Consider the following 17608-nt stretch of genomic DNA (forward strand, 5'->3'; position numbering starts at 1 on the left):
CGCGCTGCCGGCGAGGAGCGCGGAGGCTGTGACGCTCCGCTTCCACGGGTTCCACGAGCTGTCGGGGGTCGGCGGGGTAACGCGGCAGCGGCTCCTCCGCGCCGAACGTGGCGGGAGAACGTCAGGGGCGGACGACGCGCGTGCCGGGTGGAGGCGTGAAATCGAACTCGGCCTTCCCGACCGGCTGATTCACGACCGGCGACGAGAAATCGAACCGGTTCCGGTTGCCCTGCGCGTCGAGGATCAGCACGCGGCGGACCTGGTTGGTCTGCCCGTCCACGTAGAGGAGCATCTTCTGATACGCAGGGGTCGCCTCCTTCGGCGTCCCCTCGAGGACATAGCCGCCCTCGAACTTCATCTGCGCAGGATCGAGCAGGCGCAGCGAGAAATCCTTCGTGAGCTGTCCCTTGCCCATCAAGAACGCGAGCGCCGCCGGATACTGAGAGCCCTTCACCGGGGTCTCGAACATCTGCTCGTTGTCCTTCTCGTAGACCTTGATCGTGATGCCGTCGGAGACGACGCGGTTTCCGTTCGGCGCGTCGTAGATCCAGCTCATCTTGCCCGGCTTCTCGAAGGTCACCTTGCCGGTGGAGACCTTCTTCACGTCCTGGACCTTGATCGTGTAGGTCTGGGTGAAGCTCGCCTTGAAGGTCTTCGTGGAGTCGTAGAACTGCTGGACGCGCCTGCCGAGCTCTTCGGCGGTGGGACCCGCGGCCTGGGACTCGCCGGCGGTCGCGAGCGTCGCGAGCACGACCGTGAGGGGCGCCGTCAGCCCGATGAGGCACGCGGCGGCGAGGCGGTTGAGTGAGGTTCGCGTCATCCTTCCCGATCTCCTTTGATGTCCAGAGGCGTCTCGCCCCCGCTCGTCGGCGGTGGGGGCGCCGGCAGATGCACCGCCGGTTCCGTGCCCTGGCAGCCGCACCCTCGCTGAAGCCGGGGCGCGCCGCACGTTTTCATGTTGGACGCGGCGCGGGAGCGTCCGATGCAGGCTCCATAGCACACGGGATGTGCGCCCGGACCGCCCCCGCCCGCCCCCCTGTCACGCAGTCAAACGAGGCGCCGCGCCCTTCGTCCCCATGCGCAACCAGGGAGCCGCGTCGGCCCACGTTCACCCGAGGCGCGCCCGTCGCGGCCGGGCGCGGCGCGGGGCGGGCGCGCCCGACGCCGCCAGCGCCGCCGCGAAGCCCGCGGCGCTGAGGTGGGTCATCGCGATGGCCAGCGCGTCGGCAGCGTCCGGCCGCGGGGGCGCGGCGAGGCGCAGGACCGCGGTCATCACCTGCGCGACCTGCGCCTTCTCGGCCGCGCCCCGGCCGACGATGGTCCGCTTCACCAGCGCCGGCGGATACTCCGAGATCGGCACGCCCGCGCGCGCCAGCCGCAGCAGCACGACCCCACGCGCGTGGCCGAGCTTCGCCGCGCTCTGCGCGTCCTTGGCGAAGAACAGGCTCTCCACCGCGGCCGCGTCGGGCGCGAGCGACGCGATCACCTTGCCGAGCTCGTCGTCGATCTCCACGAGCCGGGCGGCGAACGTCCCGCTCGTGTCGATGTCGATGACGCCGTGCGCGACGTGCTCGATGCGCGTGCCGTGCCGCACGAGCAGGCCCCAGCCGAGGTGGCGCGAGCCGGGATCGATGCCGAGGACCCGCATCGGCTCAGCAGGCCCCGTGCGAGGGCGCCACGACGTGGGTCGGGAAGCCCGGCGCGCGCTCGGCCCCCCCGTCGCGCTCGCCCCGCTCGGCCGCCTCGAGCGTCCGCCGCGGGAAGATCTTGTGCGGGTTGAGCAGGCCCTTCGGGTCGAACAGCGCCTTGATCTTTCGCTCGATCGCGATGAGCTCCGGCGACTGCTCGAGCGCGAGGAAGTCCGCCTTCGACGTCCCGATGCCGTGCTCGCCGCTCAGCGTGCCGCGCATGCCGATCACCGCGCGGAACAGGCGCGACAGCGCCGTCTCCACCTGGGGGACGAGATCCGGGTCGTTCCAGAGCAGGTTGACGTGGAGGTTGCCGTCCCCGGCGTGGCCGTACGTCAGCATGCGGACGCCCGTCGCCGCCGAGATCTCCGCGACCTCGTCGAGCAGCGCCGGGATCTTGTCGCGCGGGACCACGACGTCCTCCGAGATCTTGTAGCGCGCCATGGCGCGCGTCGTGGGCGAGAGCTGGCGGCGCGCCTCCCAGAGCCGCTCGCGCTGCGCCTCGTCCTGCGCGACGAGCACGTCGAGCGCCCCGGCATCCATGCAGACCTCCCCCACCCGCTCGGCCTGGACCTCGCAGTCGGCGGGCTCGCCGTCGACCTCGATGATCAGCATCGCGCCCGCGCGCTCGTCGACCCCGACGCCGCGCGCGCGCACCGCGTCGAGCGTGGGGCGATCGAGCAGCTCGAGGCAACGCGGGACGACGCCGGCGGCGACCAGGGCGCTCACCGCGCGCCCGCTGGCGCGCACGTCCGGGAACAGGCAGAGCAGCGTCATGACCGACGGGGGCTTCGCGATGAGCCGGAGCGTCGCCTCCGTCGTGATCGCCAGCGTGCCCTCGCTGCCGACGAGCAGCGCCGTGACGTCGTACCCCGTCACGCCCTTCACGGTGCGCCGGCCGGTGCGGAGGCGCGTGCCGTCGATGAGGATCGCGTCGAGCCCGAGCACGTACTCGCGCGTGACGCCGTACTTGAAGGCGCGCGGGCCGGCCGCGTTCTCGGCGATGTTGCCGCCGAGCGCGCACATCTTGAGCGAGTTCGGATCGGGCGGGTAGAAGAGCCCCTCGGCCTCGACGGCCGCGTGCAGGTCGCCGAGGATGACGCCCGGCTCGACGACCGCGATCTGCTCCTCGCGGCTGATCTCCTTGATGGAGTTCATGCCGATCGTGGCGATGACGATCCCGCCCCCGACCGGCACCGCGCCGCCCGACTTGCCGCTGCCAGCGGCGCGCGGCACGACCGGCACCTCCGCCTCGCTCGCCGCCCGCACCGCCTTCTCGATGTCGGCGGCCGAGGATGCGAGCACGACCGCGTCCGGGCTCACCGGCGGCTGATCCGACTCGTCGCCCGCGTAGGCCGCGCACCCGTCGGCCGACGTGATGACCTTCGAGGGGCCGAGCGCGCGCTCGAGGAGCCGGCGCGCCTTGTCGATGGCCGACGCCGACGGGCGGGGGAACGTGGGGTGCTGTCGCATCTCCCCCATTTACCGCGGATCGCGCGGCGATGCTGGGGGATCCGCGCGGGCGGGCTCAGGGCTGGCCGCCGCCGGGATCGGGTACACGCGGACACGCGCGCTCCGCGCGGCGCGCCCACGGTCTGCCTGCCCGCGGACGGGCGGACGCGCCGCGCGATCAGAGCAGATCGAGGAAGGCGAGGAGCGCCTCGATCGCGCCGGCGTCCAGCGCGACGAGGCCCTCGCCCGCGGGCGCGCCGTCGTGGAAGAAGGCGCTCGGCGCAGCGGCAGCGGCGGCGGCAGCGGCCGTGCTGCGGTGATCGCCGGCGGCGCGGCCGCCCGTGTCCTCGAAGCGCGCCCGCTCGAGCACATCGCGCAGCGTCTTCGCGGAGCCGTTCGTGAAGTAGGGCCGCTTCTTGTAGAGCCGCCGGAGCGACGGCACCCGCGCGCCGTCCTCGTGCACGTACGGCACGACGCCGGTCTTCTCGTAGCCGGCCCTCCCCCACACGATCGGGCCCTCGGGCGCGAACACGAGCGCCTCCCAGCGCTCGAACGGGGCCGCGGAGCCGGGGTCGTCGCTGCGGAGCACCGGCGCGTGGCAGCGAGCGCAGCGGTCCCGGAACACCCGGGCGCCGTCGCGCTCGAGCGGGGTGAAGCTCGTCCGGCCGAGGATGGCGGGGTTCGCGCGGTGCGAGAACGCCATGAGGAAGCTCATGAGCGCGCGGCGGAGCGCCTCGGGCGGCCGCGCCGCGCGCCCGGCGTCGGCGAGCCCGAGATCGGCGAGCCACGGCGCGGCCTCGCTCGAGATGGAGAACCATGGGTCGTGGCCGCTCAGCGCGCCGGCGACGCGGAACTCGTTGTCCGCCACCGCGGTGAGATCCGGATCGAGGGCGCGGGAGAAGTGGGGGCGGTTGTTGAATAGACCGAGCAGCGGCTTGGTCGTGGCGCGCACGTCGCCTCGACCCGTGTGGTGCGTGCGGCCGTCGACGTAGCCCTCGAAGTGGCACGTCTCGCACGTGAACCGGCTGAGCGGGCCGTCGGCCTTGTTCCATGGGGCCATCAGCGAGGTGAAGAAGAGCGCCTCGCCGAGGCGGATCTCGTCGGAGCGGGCGTCCTCGCCGCCGTCCCGGACCGGCTGCTTCACGACCGCGCCGTCGCCCACGTCGAGCAGCCACGCGTCGAGCAATGGGTTCGCATAGGCGAAGGCGCCGCCGCCGAGCGCGGCCATGGCGGCCACGCCGGGGGAAAGCGGGCGGGTGGAGACCTCCGGCGCGCTCGAGAGGCCGGCGTCCGTGGCGCGGAAGAGGAGCTCGGCCCGGCGATCGCCGCCATAGCCCGTCGCGATCACGCGCACGCCGCTCGATCCGGGTATCGCCGAGAGCGCGACGGCCTTCGGGGTGAGGACGCCGAGCTCCGAGACGTTCACGGCCGAGAGCCGCGTCACCTCGGGCCGGGCGCCGGCGGCGACGCGGTAGAGGAAGACGAACGAGTCGATGTATCCGAACGAGCCGCCGGTCCGGTCGAGCGGATGATCCTCGACCCCGCCGGCCGCGAGCAGGAGCCCGCCCCCGGCGCCGCCCGTCTCGAGCGCGTCGAAGCTCCAGATCGGGCCGTCGTGGCGGACGCGCGCCGCGCCGCCCGGGAGCGGGCGGCCATCGGGGCCGACCGGGAGCACGACGAGCGTCTGGTCGAGGAGGCAATCGACGATCAGGTGATGCGCGAGGCGCACGACGCGGAACGGGCCAGCGCCGATCGGCTCGTCCCAGCGCTCGACCTCGATGCGTCCGTCCGCGCCGGTGCGACCAGGGCGCAGCGTGACGAGCGTGCCGGCGCGCTCGTCGAGCGCGTAAAGGAGGCCCTCGGGGCCGGCCGCGACGTCCCGGACGCCGTGGAGGCCCGCGAGCTCGATGCGCCCCGCGGGCTCGAGCGAGGCGCCGCGGACGGCATAGCGGAAGAGCGAGGGCGACGCCTCGCCGCTCGCGAAGACCTCGCCGGTGGGCGTGACCGCGACCCCTGTCGGCGAGGCCGGCGCGGGGGCGCGGGAGAGCTCGCGAAGCGACGCGTCGAGCAGGACGAGCGCGTCGCGGCCGCGGAGCGGAGAGAGCAGCGCGGGCGCGCCCGGCGCGGCGGGGCGGCCCAGCGGATCCACGGGGCGGAGCGCGATCGGGTCGGCCCCGAACAGCCGGTCGGAGCTGGATGCGCGGGAGAAATCGGCCTCCGCTCGGCGCGCCGCCTCGAAGCGCCGCAGCGGCTCGAGCGGGTCCGGATCGGGGGCACCGCCGTGGACCGGGGGCGCAGGGCGGCCGTCGCACGCCACGGCGGCCAGGCCGAGCGAGAGCGCGAGCGCGAGCGCGAGGCGGACCGCGGCCATGCGCCTGCGCCGGGGGGCAGCGGGCCGAGCCGCCGCGCCGATCACCAGCCGCCAGTGCTCGCCGGCTTCGCGGTCGCGGCCGGCGCCGCCTTCTCCGGCTCGGCCTTGGGCGCGGGCTTCGCCGCCTCGGTCGTGGCGGCGGGCTTCGCCTCGGGCGTCGCCTGGGGCTTGCCCTCGCAGCCGAAGAGACACAGGGCGCCGAGCGCAACAAGCACTGTCAAGACATTCTTCATGGGACTCCTCCTGAACGAGCGGGGCAAGCGAAGCACATCCGCTGGGCGCTCGGAAGGGGGGCGCGCCGTCCGCTGCCATCGGAGGCGGCGCGACGGCGGCTGCGCGGGGCTGGCTGCGTCGGAGGAGCCGGAGCGGGCGCGCGTGGCCGCCCGCGTCCAGGAGCGTGCGGGAGCTCGCGCGCTGGATCCAGGGCCGGGCGCGAGATTCCGGCGCCCGCGCCCTGGGCGGCCTGGTCAGGTCCCGGGAACGATCTTCACCAGGCTGTTGCGGTTCGCGACGAAGTATTGCTCGCCGTCGTTGTCCTCGACGATCGCGGTGAGCGCGTTGAAGGTCGGCAGGCTGCCCTGACGCGCGAATGCCGGAGCGTTCGGCGCGTTCGGATCGGGGTTCTTGTTGATGATCGTGATGGGCGACGTCTGCGCCCCGCACTGCATGAGCGCGCCCATTTTCCCGCCGGTGTAGTCGCCGAACAGGTAGACGCCCCGGAGCTGCGGCACCTGGCTGCCCCGGTACACGAACCCGCTGACGACCGACTTGTAGTCGCGGTACGGCCCTGTCGCGCTCTGCCGACGATCCATGTCGGCGATGGGCGGGGTGTGCGTATCGCCCGCGCGCATGGTGCGCCCCTGGCAGGTATCCGCGTGGGTGCCTTCCCACTTCGGCCAGCCGAAGTTCAGCCCCGAGGTGCCGGCAGGAACGTAGTCGACCTCCTCGTAGCCATCCTGGCCGACATCGCCGATGAAGAGGTCGCCCGTCCCACGATCGAAGGTGAAGGTATACGGGTTGCGCAGACCATAGTGCCAGACGCGCGAGGCCGCGCCGTCCAAGGGATTGCCGGCCGCGGCGTACGGCTCGGCAGCATTCGGATCGAGGCGCAGGATCTTGCCGAACAGCGAGGCCGGGTCCTGCGGCCCGCCAGGCTTGTCGCTGTTGCAGGAGCCGCCCCCGTCGCCCGTACCGACGTAGAGCATGCCGTCGGGCCCGAACACGATATGGCCGCCGTTGTGATTCACCGCGGACGCGTCGAGCCGCACGATCGTCTTCGCCGAATTTGCATCCGCCACGTAAGGATCGCTGGACCGCTTGTACTCGACCACCATGTCACGGTTCATGTTCGTGCCCGTGGTCGCCGTCATCATGATGTAGAACTTGCCGCTCGTCGCGTAGTCGGGCGGGAACGCCATGCTGATGAGCCCGCGCTCGTCGTCGAAGGCGCCGGAGCTGAGCGTGATCTGATTGCTCACGTCGAGGAAGACCCCGCTGCGCAGCTGACCGCCGGAGAACACGCGGATCTGCCCGGTCTGCAGCACGAGATACCAGTCGCTCGATCCCTTCGGCTGAGCGGCGTAAACCAGCTTGTCCACGCCGGTGACGACGGGAGCGAGAGCCAGCTTCCCGACGTCGGGCGCCGCGCTGGCATCGCACTCCACCGGGTCGCCGCCGCCGGCGCCGGAGCCGCCCTGTCCGGCGGTGGTCCCGGACGACGACGTGGTGCTGCTGCCACCGCCGGTGCCGGAGCCGGAGCCCGAACCAGAGCTGGAGCCGGCGCCTGCGCCGGAGCTGGAGGCGGAGCCAGCGCCGGCCCCCGTCCCCGTCTGCGCACCGGAGGAGCCCTGATTCCCCCCGCTCGTCGCGGTGTCGCCAGAGCTGGTCGCCCCGTCGTCGCTGCACGCACCGGCGCCCAGCGCGAGACACGCGCCGCCACCCAGCGCGAAGGTCATCCACAAAGCCAAGGTTGAACGCTGTTTCGTCATGGGACGCATTCTATACATGACAAGCGCCGTGGCGCACTCATGAACTACTGCCGGGGGAAAGAACAGGACATCGGAGCCCGGGGTGAGCAGGTGACGGATCATGCCCGCAAGACGTCAACACGCGCTCGTCTGGCCGGCCGACGGCGCACGTTTGCTCGATGCGAGCTCGGAGACGCCGGCGGCCCCTCCTCTCCCCAGGGCCTGTGGGCGCAAGGGCATTCAACAGGCTCGTTCGCCCGGTCGCCACCGCAATCGAGCCATGGGAGAACAGCGCCCCTCGACCGGTGTCGAGCAGCATTGCCCATGATTTGATCAGCCGTTCAGATGAAATGCGCCTGGCGCACGCCGACGTGGGCCATCGATGCGCTGCTCACTCGTCGAGGTGGATATTTGAAACAGAGCGGTACGTACGAGTCCCCGAGGTCCGCTCGGGGCCGGGGCTATATTCCCGTCCAGGACCCTTCTGATCATCGCCTGCGACGGATCATCGCTCGCCGCGCCCTCGCCGCCGGAGCTCGCTGGCCGGCGCGCAGCGTCACCAGCAGGCCAGCCGCGCCGCGCCATGGCGCGACGGCGCCTGGCTCACCGCGCCGGACGAGCCCGGCGGAGAGACGTGCTGTGTTTCACCCGTGCACCGCAATCGACGCCGGCCGACTCGGCATCATCGGTCAGCTCGCCGCACGGCGCCATGTCGGAGAGGGGATCCGTGTCAATCGAGGCGCCACGCTGAACGCCGGTATCTCCTGGCGCCCTCGCTCACGCCGGCTCTCCTCTGTCCTCGGTGCCAGTCGGCTCACCCGGCTCGGCGCCGCACGTCGTACGGCGTCCCGCGAGCTCCCCCGCTGCGACGACGCCCCCTCTGCTCCTGTGGCGCTCCGCTCAGAGAGTGCCCGCGATCCACACGCTCCCTGGGCCCAGGCCGACGCGCGCGCTCCAGGGGGCGTCGGCCGTCGGCCCGCGGCCGCGCGCTGACGCCGCGGCGTCAGGCGCAGACGGCGCGGTGATCCAGAGGATCGCCCCGCCCACGGCGAGGGCCGCACCCGCGATGAACACCGCCGTCCCGATGTTGCCCTTCGCCACCGCGTCGTCGCGCAGATCGAGGCCCGTCTGATCGACGCAGCGGCCCGCCTCGTCGCAATGGCCGCCCTCGGTGGCCTTGTCGAACGTCGATTTCGCCATGAAGCCGAGCGCCGTGCCGACGCCGAGCCCGACCACGCCGAGCCCGACCCCCACCATGCCGAGCGGCTTGCGGATGCTCCCGCCCTGCGCCGAGGGCGGGTCGCTCGCCGGCGGACGGACCGGGGGCGGCGCGATCGCCGGCGTCGGCGCGCCGCTCGCTCCCGGGGCGGAGGCCGGCTCCGTGGCGCGCTCGAGCGCCGGCACCGTGACGCTCACCACGCCCGGCTTGTCGATCGTGACCTTCACCTCCCAGGGCTCGTACCCAGGCGCGGCGGCGGCGATCCGATGCTCGCCCGGGTCGAGCGGCACCGCCGTCCCCCAGAGCGCCCTGCCCACAGCGACCCCATCCCGCGTGAGGCCCAGCCCCGCGATCGACGCCGCCGGCGGGACCACGATCTGGAGGCGGGAGAGCCGCGGCTCCAGCGCGGCGGCCCGGGCGCGCGCCACCCGCTCGCGCTCCGTCTGCCCGGCCGAGAGCGAGGCGGCCGCGACGTCGCGAAAGCCGATCCACGCCGTCGCGATCTTGCCGGTGCGCTCGTAGCAGTCGGAGAGGTTGAAGAGGGTGCCGATGCCCGGGTCGATCACATGGCTCTCGGCGAACTTCGGACAGGCCTCGGCGTGCTTCCCAGCGGCCATCAGCGCGCGGCCCTCGTCGAACAGCGCGACCGCAGCGGCGCGCTCCTCCCGGGTCGGCTCGGCGGCGCCCGCGGCCGGCGCGAGCGAGGCGAGCGCAGCGAGCGCCGACAGGAGCGCTACCGCTCGACGGCGACCGGACCCGGCCAGCGGCGCGCGGGAGACCGCAGCAGGGCAGCCGGACTCCGGACAGGGGCTCGCGAGACGACGATGGCAAAGCAAGACGGCACCTCTCCTGGGCTCACGGGATGTCATCGCGGATCGGAAAAGAAGTCTTGCGGCGCGGTCGATGTGGGGCGGGTCGGCGGCGGGGTCCGCCCCGACGGCCGCGCGCCCTTCGACGACGCCGGCGGCCGCGGCGCCGCAGACCCGCTCGCGGTCGGCCGCGCGGTCGCGACCTCGGACACGGGCGCTTCAGGCGGCGGCGCAGGGCCGCCGTCGAGGAGCTCGGCCGCCTTGCCCGCAGCCGGATCGGCCGCGGGCACCGCCGTGTCGCGCGAGGGTGCCTCCGGCGAAAGCGGTGCCTCCGAGGGCGCCGACGCGGCGAGCGGCGCCCCACCCGACGCGGGGACGCGGAGCGCGAACCACACGAGCCACGCGAGCCCCGCGGCGCCCACGAGCGCCGCCGCGAGGGCCGCCGCGATCCCGAGGGTGCGCGCCCCGCCGCCCTGGCCCGACGAGGCGCGCGTGCCGCCCCAGGAGCGATCCGTCGCCGCGCCGTCCGAGAGGAGCGCCGTGGGCGCCCCAGACCACGCGGAGCCGGCCGCCACGCCCTTCCCATCCGGGTCGCTGGGCGACGGCGTCCCGCCGGCGGGCCCAGGCGACGTGGAGTTCGAGCGGCGGGGCGGCCCGGGCGCGCGGCCCGCCTCGGCGCTCGCGTCGAGGCGGATCTGCAGCACGCGCGCGGCGCGATCGGCCAGGTGCTGCGCGTGCGGCGGCGCGAACCGAGCGAGCTCGGCGGCGAGCTCGGCGATGTTGCCGAAGCGATCGGCAGGGCTCTTCTGGAGGCAGCGCTGGACCACCCAGCCGAGGCGCTCGGGCACGTCGGACCGCTGCGCGTCGAGCCGCGGCGGCCCCTCCAGGATGCGGTCGTAGATGGCCATCGCGGAGTCGCCCCGGAAGGGGACGGCGCCCGTGAGCAGCTGATAGAGCATGGCGCCCATCGACCAGACGTCGGCCCGCGCGTCGACGCTCTTCGAGGAGACCATCTGCTCGGGCGCCATGTAGAACGGCGAGCCCAGCATCGTCGAGCTCTCGGTCATGTCGTGCGCCTTGGGCCCGGCCGCCTCCGCCGCGAGGGCCATCTTGGAGATGCCGAAGTCGATGACCTTGATGAGCGGGCTGCCGTCGGCCCGCTGGGTCAGGAACAGGTTGCCCGGCTTCAGGTCCCGATGGATGATGCCGAGCGCGTGCGCCTCCGCGAGCGCGTCGCACGCCTGGAGCAGGTAGTCGCAGGCGAGCGCGACCGGGAGCGGCCCGCGATCGCGCAGGACGGCCTTGAGGTCGGTCCCCTCGAGGTACTCCATGACGAGGTAAGGCTCGCCGCGCGCGAGCGTGCCGACGTCGTACACGCGCGTCACGTGCTCGCTCCGGATGCGCGCCGCGACCTGCCCCTCGCGCAGGAAGCGGGCGACGAGGTCCGCGCGCTCGCGGGCCTGGGGCTGCAGGAACTTGATGGCCACCCGCTCGCCCAGCAGGAGATGGCGGGCGGCGACGACCACGCCCATCCCGCCTTCACCGAGGACGCGCTCGACCTCGTATTTCTCCGCGAGGACGTCCCCCACGCTCACCGGTACGACCATGCACGCCCTCGCTCCGCCCCTCCGCTAGTATCAAAACAGCGCGTGCGCGACAACGCGAGCTTTCCCGGAAATCAGCGAGGGGCGAGGGAAGCCGCCGCGCCGCCATAGCCACCCAGCCACCCGAGCTCGCGCGCGTTGCTCGCATGCATCGCGGGTTCGCCAGCGGCGCGCTCTGCTTGTATATGCATGACGCAATTTCACCATGAGCACCGTTTCACCATGATCACCGAGCCGACCGATCCGTTCGTCCTCGCGCGCGAGCTCCTCGAGCAGCGGCAAACCACCGAACCGACCGACGCGACCGCCATGACGCTGGCCACGGCGGACGCGTCCGGGCGCCCCTCGGCGCGGATGGTGCTGCTGAAGGGCATCGACGATCGCGGGTTCGTCTTCTTCACCAACTACGAGAGCCGCAAGTCGATGGATCTCGCGGCGAACCCGTTCGCCGCGCTGTGCATCCACTGGGCGAAGGCCGCGGAGCAGATCCGCGTCGAGGGGCGGATCGAGCGGGTCAGCGACGCGGAGTCGGACGCCTACTTCGAGACCCGCGGGCGGGGCAGCCAGATCGGCGCGTGGGCGTCCCGGCAGAGCGCGCCGCTGCCCTCGCGCGAGGCGCTCCTCGATCGGGTGCGCGAGATCGAGCGCCGCTTCGAGGGCCGGCCGGTGCCTCGGCCGGAGTTCTGGGGCGGCTACCGGGTGGTGCCGGAGCGCGTCGAGTTCTGGTACGGCCAGGAGAACCGCCTGCACGACCGCGTGGTGTACGTCCGCCACGGCGACGGCTGGCGCGTCGAGCGGCTCTACCCCTGAGCGCGGCGCGAGGAGGGAGCGCCCGCGGCGGCAGGCGGCCGCGGCGCGCTCGTCGATCACGCGCTCCGTCACGCTCCGTGACCCGCGCGGGGGAGAAGCCATGAAATCGAAGACCGATTATTTCTACTTCGAGACGAAGGCCAGGCGCGAGCTCATCAACGTCACCGAGCGCGTCGCGGCCGTGGTCAACGCCAGCGGCATCCGGGAGGGCATGGTCCTCGTGAGCGCCATGCACATCACCGCCGGCGTGTTCGTGAACGACCACGAGCCGGGCCTCTGGGAGGACATCTGGGCGTGGCTCCAGCAGCTCGCCCCCGAGGGGCCCGACTACAAGCACCACAGGACCGGCGAGGACAACGGCGACGCTCACCTCAAATCGATCCTCGTGCACCACCAGGTGATCGTGCCCATCACCGCGGGGAAGCTCGATCTCGGGCCCTGGCAGCAGATCTTCTACGCGGAGTTCGATGGCGGCCGGCGCAAGCGCGTCGTCGTGAAGGCGATGGGAGAGTGACGCCGCCGGCCGACGCGCGGGCTCCGCGGGCGACAGGGTCGAGGGGGCTCGTCTCCCTAGCCGCCCGCGTGCGCCGCGGGTGGCGGCGCGTGGGGCCTCGCGGCGCCGTACTCCCTCGCACCGCGCTGCATGAGCGAGGCGATCGCGCCGAGCGCGTCGGTCCAGGCCTCCTGGTGCGCCGGGGACCAGTCCGCGGCCGCGACCTCGGCCATCGCGGAGATCAACGCGTCGGCGACCCAGGGGTACATCGCGTCCGTGACACCGTAGTCGACGTGCTTTGCCCCCATCGCCATGAGCTTCTCCTCGAGCCACGACGCGTCCTCCAGCCGGTCGATGACCGCGGCGAGCGCCTCCGTGAGCATCTTCTCTTGCTGCTCCTGGCTATTGCGCCCGAAGAGCGGCTTCACCTGCGGATACCGAGAGAACAGGATCCCGTAGAAACGGTGCGTGAGGTTGGGCGCCCTCTCGATCACGAGCTCGAAGCTCTCCCGCAGCAAGCCAACATTCAATCCCATGAAAACCTCCCGGCCGGGCGCTGTGCCCGTGATAGCCGTCGTCGGCGGTCGATTCGCCCGTCGGCGCGCGCTGGTCGAAAGCGTTCGCACGGGCCGTGCCAGGGGCGTTTCTCCGGGGATCGCGTCGATCCTCGCCGGGTCGGCGCGCCCGGCGACCGGCGGCGGTTTCCCACGGGAAACCTGGCCGGCTGCCGAGGGCGGCCGCTCCGGGGGCGCCCAGCCGCGCGCCGCCCCGGCGCGCGCCTTGCTCCGCTGCACCCCACGGTGTTTCCTGCCGGTGTCTCCGACAGGAAACCTCCGTCGCCTCCGTCTCCTCGAGGAACCGCGTGACCCTGCTCGACGCCGTGCTCAGCCTGTCCGAAGCGCCCGCCCGCGACGAGGCGCTGCAGCGGATCCTGCGCGCGCTCGCGCGGGTGACGGCGGCGGACGCGCTCTCGGTGCTCACGGCGGCGGAGGACGGCTCGGTCGGCGTCGCCGCGCAGATCGGGCTGTCGCCGGCCGCCCTGGGGATGAGCTTCCGGCCAGCGGAGCACCCGCGGCTCCGCAGGGCAACGCAGGCGGCCGGGCCGATCCGGTTCCTCGATCCGAGCGAGCCCGACCCCTACAGCGGCTGGCTGCTCGGTAACCCCGGAGAGATCCATCCGATCCACGCCTGCATGGCCGTGCCGCTGCACGTGCAGGGCCGCCTCGCCGGGCTGCTGACGCTGGACGCCTGCGATCCCCACGGCCTCCGCGGCCTGCGCGACGAGGACGCGCGCGTGTTCGCGGGGCTCTGCGCCGGCGCGCTGCGGCTCGACGCCGGCGCCGGGCTGCTCGACGCCGGGCCGATCGCGCGGCGCGCCTCCGGGCCGGCGTCGAGCGGCCCGGCGCCGGCGAGCCGCTCGGCCGGGATGCAGCGGATCGAGCGCGAGATCGCGGTGCTCGCCCCGCTGTCGGTGCCGGTGCTCGTCACGGGCGAGACGGGCGTGGGGAAAGAGCTCGTCGCCCGCGCGCTGCACGAGCGATCGCCCCGGGCGAGCCGGGCGCTCGTGATCGTCAACTGCGCGGCGATCCCCGCGCAGCTGGTCGAATCGGAGCTCTTCGGCCACAGGAGAGGCGCGTTCACCGGCGCCACGGCCGCGCGCGCTGGCAGGTTCGAGGCGGCGCACGGCGGGACGATCTTCCTCGACGAGATCGGCGAGCTCCCGCTCTCGGCGCAGGCGCAGCTCCTGCGCGCGCTGCAGGAGGGGGAGATCCAGCCCGTGGGCGAGGACCGGGCGCGCCGCGTCGACGCGCGGGTCGTCGCGGCCACGAACCGCGATCTCCGGCGGGAGGTCGCCGAGGGGCGCTTTCGCGCCGATCTGTTCCATCGGCTCTGGGTCTACCCGATCTGCGTGCCGCCCCTGCGCGAGCGGCGCGAGGACATCCCCGCCCTCTGCGAGCGCTTCGCCGCCGAGCTCGCGGCCGAGCTCGGCGCGGGGCGGGTGGACTTCACCGAGCCGGCGCTGGGCGCGCTCGCGCAGGGAGCGTGGCCGGGCAACGTCCGCGAGCTGAAGAACGCCGTGGAGCGCGCCGTGCTTCGCCGGACGATCGCGGAGGGCAAGAGCGCGGCCGGCAGGGCGCTCGTCGTGCGGCGCGAGGATCTCGACGCGATCGACGGCGGCGCGCAGGAGCGCTCGCTCGCCCCGCGGATCGAGCTCCCCGGGGAGCGGCTGCGGCTCGCGGACGCGCCGCTGGGGCCGCCCGTGGAGCTCCTGGCAGAGGCGCTCGAGAGGGCCCGCCGCGACGCGTTCGCCCGAGCGTTCCGGGCGGCAGGCGGCAACGCGGCGACGGCCGGACGGCTGCTCGGGCTGAGCCGATCGTTCGCCTACAAGGAGGCGGTGCGCCTCGGGCTCATCCCTCCGGCCGGGCCGCGCAAGCGCTGAGGAGCCCGAGCGAGACGCCGTCCTCTCGAAGGACGGAGCGCAGCGCCTCCACGGAGGACGACGCTCAGCGCGCCGGCTCGGGGGTGCCGATCCCTTCGAGCGGCACGCGCGCGAGCGCCGTGTAGCGCGCCCCCTTCGGGGTCAGCTCGCTCTGGTAGACGATGATCTCCTCGATCCGCGTCTCGCCGAAGTCGACGTTGCCGACCGCCTGAGCGCAGGCGTCGAGCGCCGGATCGCCGCGCGGATCGCGCGAGCGGGCAAGGGTGAGGTGCGGCTCGAACGGCCGGTCCTCGGGGACGTAGCCCGTCGACATCGAGAGCGTCTGCTCCAGGTCGCGGTGGATCGCGGTGAGGGCACCGACAGCGCCGCCCACGCCGAGCCAGAGCACGCGCGGGCGACGCCGCGTTCCGAACGCGCCGCCCTTCTCGACGCGCAACGTGAGCGGCCTGTGGAACGCGGCGACGCTCCCGGCAGCAGCGATGACGAGCGGCAGGCGCTCCTCTCCGATCTCGCCCATGAAGGCGAGCGTGAGATGCAGCCCAGCAGGCTCCACCCACTTGGCGGACGGAGCCCGCGGCGAGATCTCCCGCAGGAGATCTCCGACCTTGGCGAGGAGCTCGGCTCCCGGATCAACGGCGACGAAGACACGCACAGCTCACCTACGCTCACCCACGCTCAATTACCACCCACAGACTTCACGCTTGTTCTGCTCCTTGAGCCACCTCCGGAGCGGCTCGAAGTACTCCAGCATGGCGCCCGGATCGGCCGCGGTCTCCCCCGTCATCGCCTGCATCGCCTCCTGCCACGGGCGGCTCGCGCCGAGCGAGAGCATGGCGCGCAGCTTCTCGCCCGCGGCCGCGCTGCCGTGGATCGAGCACGTGTGGAGCGGCCCCGTGTGCCCGGCCGCCTTGCACAGCGCGCGGTGGAACTGGAACTGGTAGACGTGCGCGAGGAAGTAACGCATGTACGGGACGCCCGCCGCGACGTGGAACTTCGCCCCCGGGTCGAAATCGGCCTCGCTGCGCTGCACCGGCGGCGCGACGCCCTGGTACTTCAGCCGCAGCGCCCACCACGCCGCGTTGTAGTCGGCCGGCTTCGTCCTGCCCGAGAAGACATCCCACCGCCACTGGTCGATGAGCTTGCCGAACGGGAGGAACGCGATCTTGTCGAGCGCCTTCTTGAAGAGGAAGTTGATGACCCCCTTCTCGTCCTCGGACACCCTGTCGAGCAGCCCCAGCGACCTCAGGTAGCTCGGCGTCACGGAGAGGGCCAGCGTGTCCCCGATCCCCTCGTGGAAGCCTTCGTTGGCGCCCGACTGGAACAGGATCGGGAGCTTGTAGTACTGGTGGTAGTAATAGATGTGCCCGAGCTCATGGTGGATCGTGATGAGATCCTCCTCGCTCGGCTCGATGCACATCTTGAGGCGGAGATCGTCCCGGTCGCCCACGTCCCAGGCGTTCGCGTGGCAGACGACCTCGCGGTCGGCCGGCTTCTTGAGCAGCGATCGCTCCCAGAAGGTCGCCGGCAGCGGGTCGAACCCGAGCGAGGTGAAGAACCGCTCGCCGAGCGAGACCATCTGCTTCCCGTCGAGCTTCTTCGCCTTGATCTTCCGCGTCACGTCGAGCGAGGGCTGGCCCTTGTACGGCTCCATGAGCCCGTAGACGTTCGACCACTCCTGCGCCCACATGTTGCCGAGGAGGTGCGCCAGGATCGGGGACTTCTCGCCGATCCTGTCCTTGCCGTGGATCGCGCGCAGCCTCGCGCGCACATAGCAATGCAGCTCGTCGTAGAGCGGCTTCAGCTTGCCCCAGAGCCGCTCGGTCTCGGCCTCGAACGCATCGGGGGACATGTCGTATCCGGCTCGCCAGAGCGCGCCGACGTCCGGCAGGCCGAGCTCCGCCGCCCCCTTGTTGCCGAGGGCGACGTAACGCTCGAACTTCGGCCGGAGCGGCGGTGCGATCGCGTGCCAGCCCGCCCATGCATCGAGCAGCTCGTCCCAGTCGCGGCTGGTCTTCAGGAGGCTGGAGAGCTCGTCGAGCGCGAGGCACTTCGGCTCGGCCCCGGCGCCCGCGCGCGCAGCGCCCCGGGCTGCGGTCGTCGCCCGCCCTGGCCTGGCCTTCGGGCAGTGCTTGCCCTTGCCGTACAGGCTCGTCATCTCGACCGAGAGCGCGGCGAGCTCGGCGCGCTCCGCCGGGTCGCTCGGCGCCGGAAGGGAGGTCGAGAGCTTGAGGAGCGCCAGCTGGCGGGCGACGTCCGCGGGCAACGCGAGCCCGTCGAAGCGCGCCGCCGCCTTCATCGTGCGGTTCAGGTACTCCATGCTCGCCTCCTCGGCGGAGGCGGCGAGCGCGTCGGTATCGTCCGTGAGGTAGGTCTGGTTGACCCAGGACGCGCGCGCGGACTGGATCCGCAGCCTGCGCAGCTCCCGGTCGACGGCGGCCACGAAGGCCTGCGCCTCGGCCGGGCCGGGCGGCGCCGCCTGCTGGGGGGCGGCCTCCGGCCGGGCCGCCGCGGTCGCGGGCGCCTCTTCACCCTGGCGCGGCGGCGCTGGCGCCGCCGTCGGCGGAGCGGCGCCGCTGCACGCCGCGCCCAGCCCGAGCGCGACGAGCATCAGCGGACGCGCGATGGCCGTCCGGGCGAGGGCAAAGCGGACCACGGGCCCTTCATACACGCCGGACCGTGCCGAGGGAACCAGGAGCGACGTGCGATCGTCGGGGCGCGGCCCCGCCGCGCCGCCCCTCCGGATTCACCCGCCCCC

14 protein-coding genes are annotated in these 17608 nt (G+C 73.0%); 3 read left to right on the plus strand and 11 right to left on the minus strand.

Translation table 11 applies throughout. The features are described 5' to 3' along the window. Positions 1-121: 121 nt before the first annotated feature. From WME73_RS28255 to WME73_RS28290, 8 genes are all read right to left on the minus strand, one after another. Positions 122-820, minus strand: coding sequence for a LolA family protein (locus WME73_RS28255; RefSeq protein ID WP_437911546.1), 699 nt, complete (start codon positions 818-820; stop codon positions 122-124). Between the two features lie 288 nt (positions 821-1108). Next, complete coding sequence (gene ruvC / locus WME73_RS28260; RefSeq protein WP_437739495.1) at positions 1109-1648, minus strand: crossover junction endodeoxyribonuclease RuvC; 540 nt, start codon at positions 1646-1648, stop codon at positions 1109-1111. 4 nt (positions 1649-1652) lie between these two features. Then, entirely contained in the window at positions 1653-3161 is a 1509-nt protein-coding gene (locus WME73_RS28265) for an FAD-binding oxidoreductase (RefSeq protein ID WP_437911547.1), read from the minus strand. A gap of 157 nt (positions 3162-3318) precedes the next feature. Then, on the minus strand, positions 3319-5511 hold the full coding sequence (locus tag WME73_RS28270) for a hypothetical protein (protein ID WP_437911548.1): 2193 nt from the start codon (positions 5509-5511) through the stop codon (positions 3319-3321). A 41-nt stretch (positions 5512-5552) separates the two neighbouring features. Continuing rightward, positions 5553-5744: a hypothetical protein gene (locus WME73_RS28275; RefSeq protein WP_437739497.1), complete on the minus strand. Its 192-nt coding sequence runs from the start codon at positions 5742-5744 to the stop codon at positions 5553-5555. Between the two features lie 234 nt (positions 5745-5978). Beyond that, a complete protein-coding gene (locus tag WME73_RS28280; protein ID WP_437911549.1) occupies positions 5979-7499 on the minus strand; it encodes a PQQ-dependent sugar dehydrogenase in 1521 nt (506 codons plus the stop codon). An 879-nt stretch (positions 7500-8378) separates the two neighbouring features. Continuing rightward, positions 8379-9533 (minus strand): hypothetical protein, encoded by a 1155-nt coding sequence (locus tag WME73_RS28285; RefSeq protein ID WP_437911550.1) that lies wholly within the window; start codon positions 9531-9533, stop codon positions 8379-8381. Between the two features lie 29 nt (positions 9534-9562). Beyond that, a complete protein-coding gene (locus WME73_RS28290) occupies positions 9563-11113 on the minus strand; it encodes a protein kinase domain-containing protein (protein WP_437911551.1) in 1551 nt (516 codons plus the stop codon). Positions 11114-11332: 219 nt separating this feature from the next. Between WME73_RS28290 and pdxH the strand changes: the two genes are divergently transcribed. Beyond that, entirely contained in the window at positions 11333-11920 is a 588-nt protein-coding gene (gene pdxH / locus WME73_RS28295; RefSeq protein ID WP_044965793.1) for a pyridoxamine 5'-phosphate oxidase, read from the plus strand. Positions 11921-12020: 100 nt separating this feature from the next. Then, positions 12021-12434 carry a secondary thiamine-phosphate synthase enzyme YjbQ gene (locus WME73_RS28300; protein ID WP_437739501.1) on the plus strand — a complete coding sequence of 138 codons (414 nt, stop codon included), beginning with the start codon at positions 12021-12023 and terminating at the stop codon, positions 12432-12434. Between the two features lie 56 nt (positions 12435-12490). Here the strand turns inward: WME73_RS28300 and WME73_RS28305 are convergent, their stop codons facing one another. Continuing rightward, positions 12491-12949, minus strand: a complete 459-nt coding sequence (locus WME73_RS28305) for a globin domain-containing protein (RefSeq protein WP_437739502.1) — start codon at positions 12947-12949, stop codon at positions 12491-12493. 326 nt (positions 12950-13275) lie between these two features. On the opposite strand from WME73_RS28305, the gene norR reads away from it, so the two are divergent. Further along, positions 13276-14853: a nitric oxide reductase transcriptional regulator NorR gene (gene norR / locus WME73_RS28310; protein WP_437911552.1), complete on the plus strand. Its 1578-nt coding sequence runs from the start codon at positions 13276-13278 to the stop codon at positions 14851-14853. Between the two features lie 64 nt (positions 14854-14917). Here norR and thpR read toward each other — a convergent pair whose 3' ends face one another. Beyond that, entirely contained in the window at positions 14918-15505 is a 588-nt protein-coding gene (gene thpR / locus WME73_RS28315) for an RNA 2',3'-cyclic phosphodiesterase (RefSeq protein ID WP_437911553.1), read from the minus strand. Positions 15506-15532: 27 nt separating this feature from the next. After that, positions 15533-17461, minus strand: coding sequence for a M2 family metallopeptidase (locus tag WME73_RS28320; protein WP_437917441.1), 1929 nt, complete (start codon positions 17459-17461; stop codon positions 15533-15535). Positions 17462-17608 lie beyond the last annotated feature (147 nt).

This window comes from Sorangium sp. So ce302, from assembly GCF_051530145.1.
In the GTDB taxonomy this organism is placed as follows: Bacteria; Myxococcota_A; Polyangia; order Polyangiales; family Polyangiaceae; genus Sorangium; species Sorangium cellulosum_B.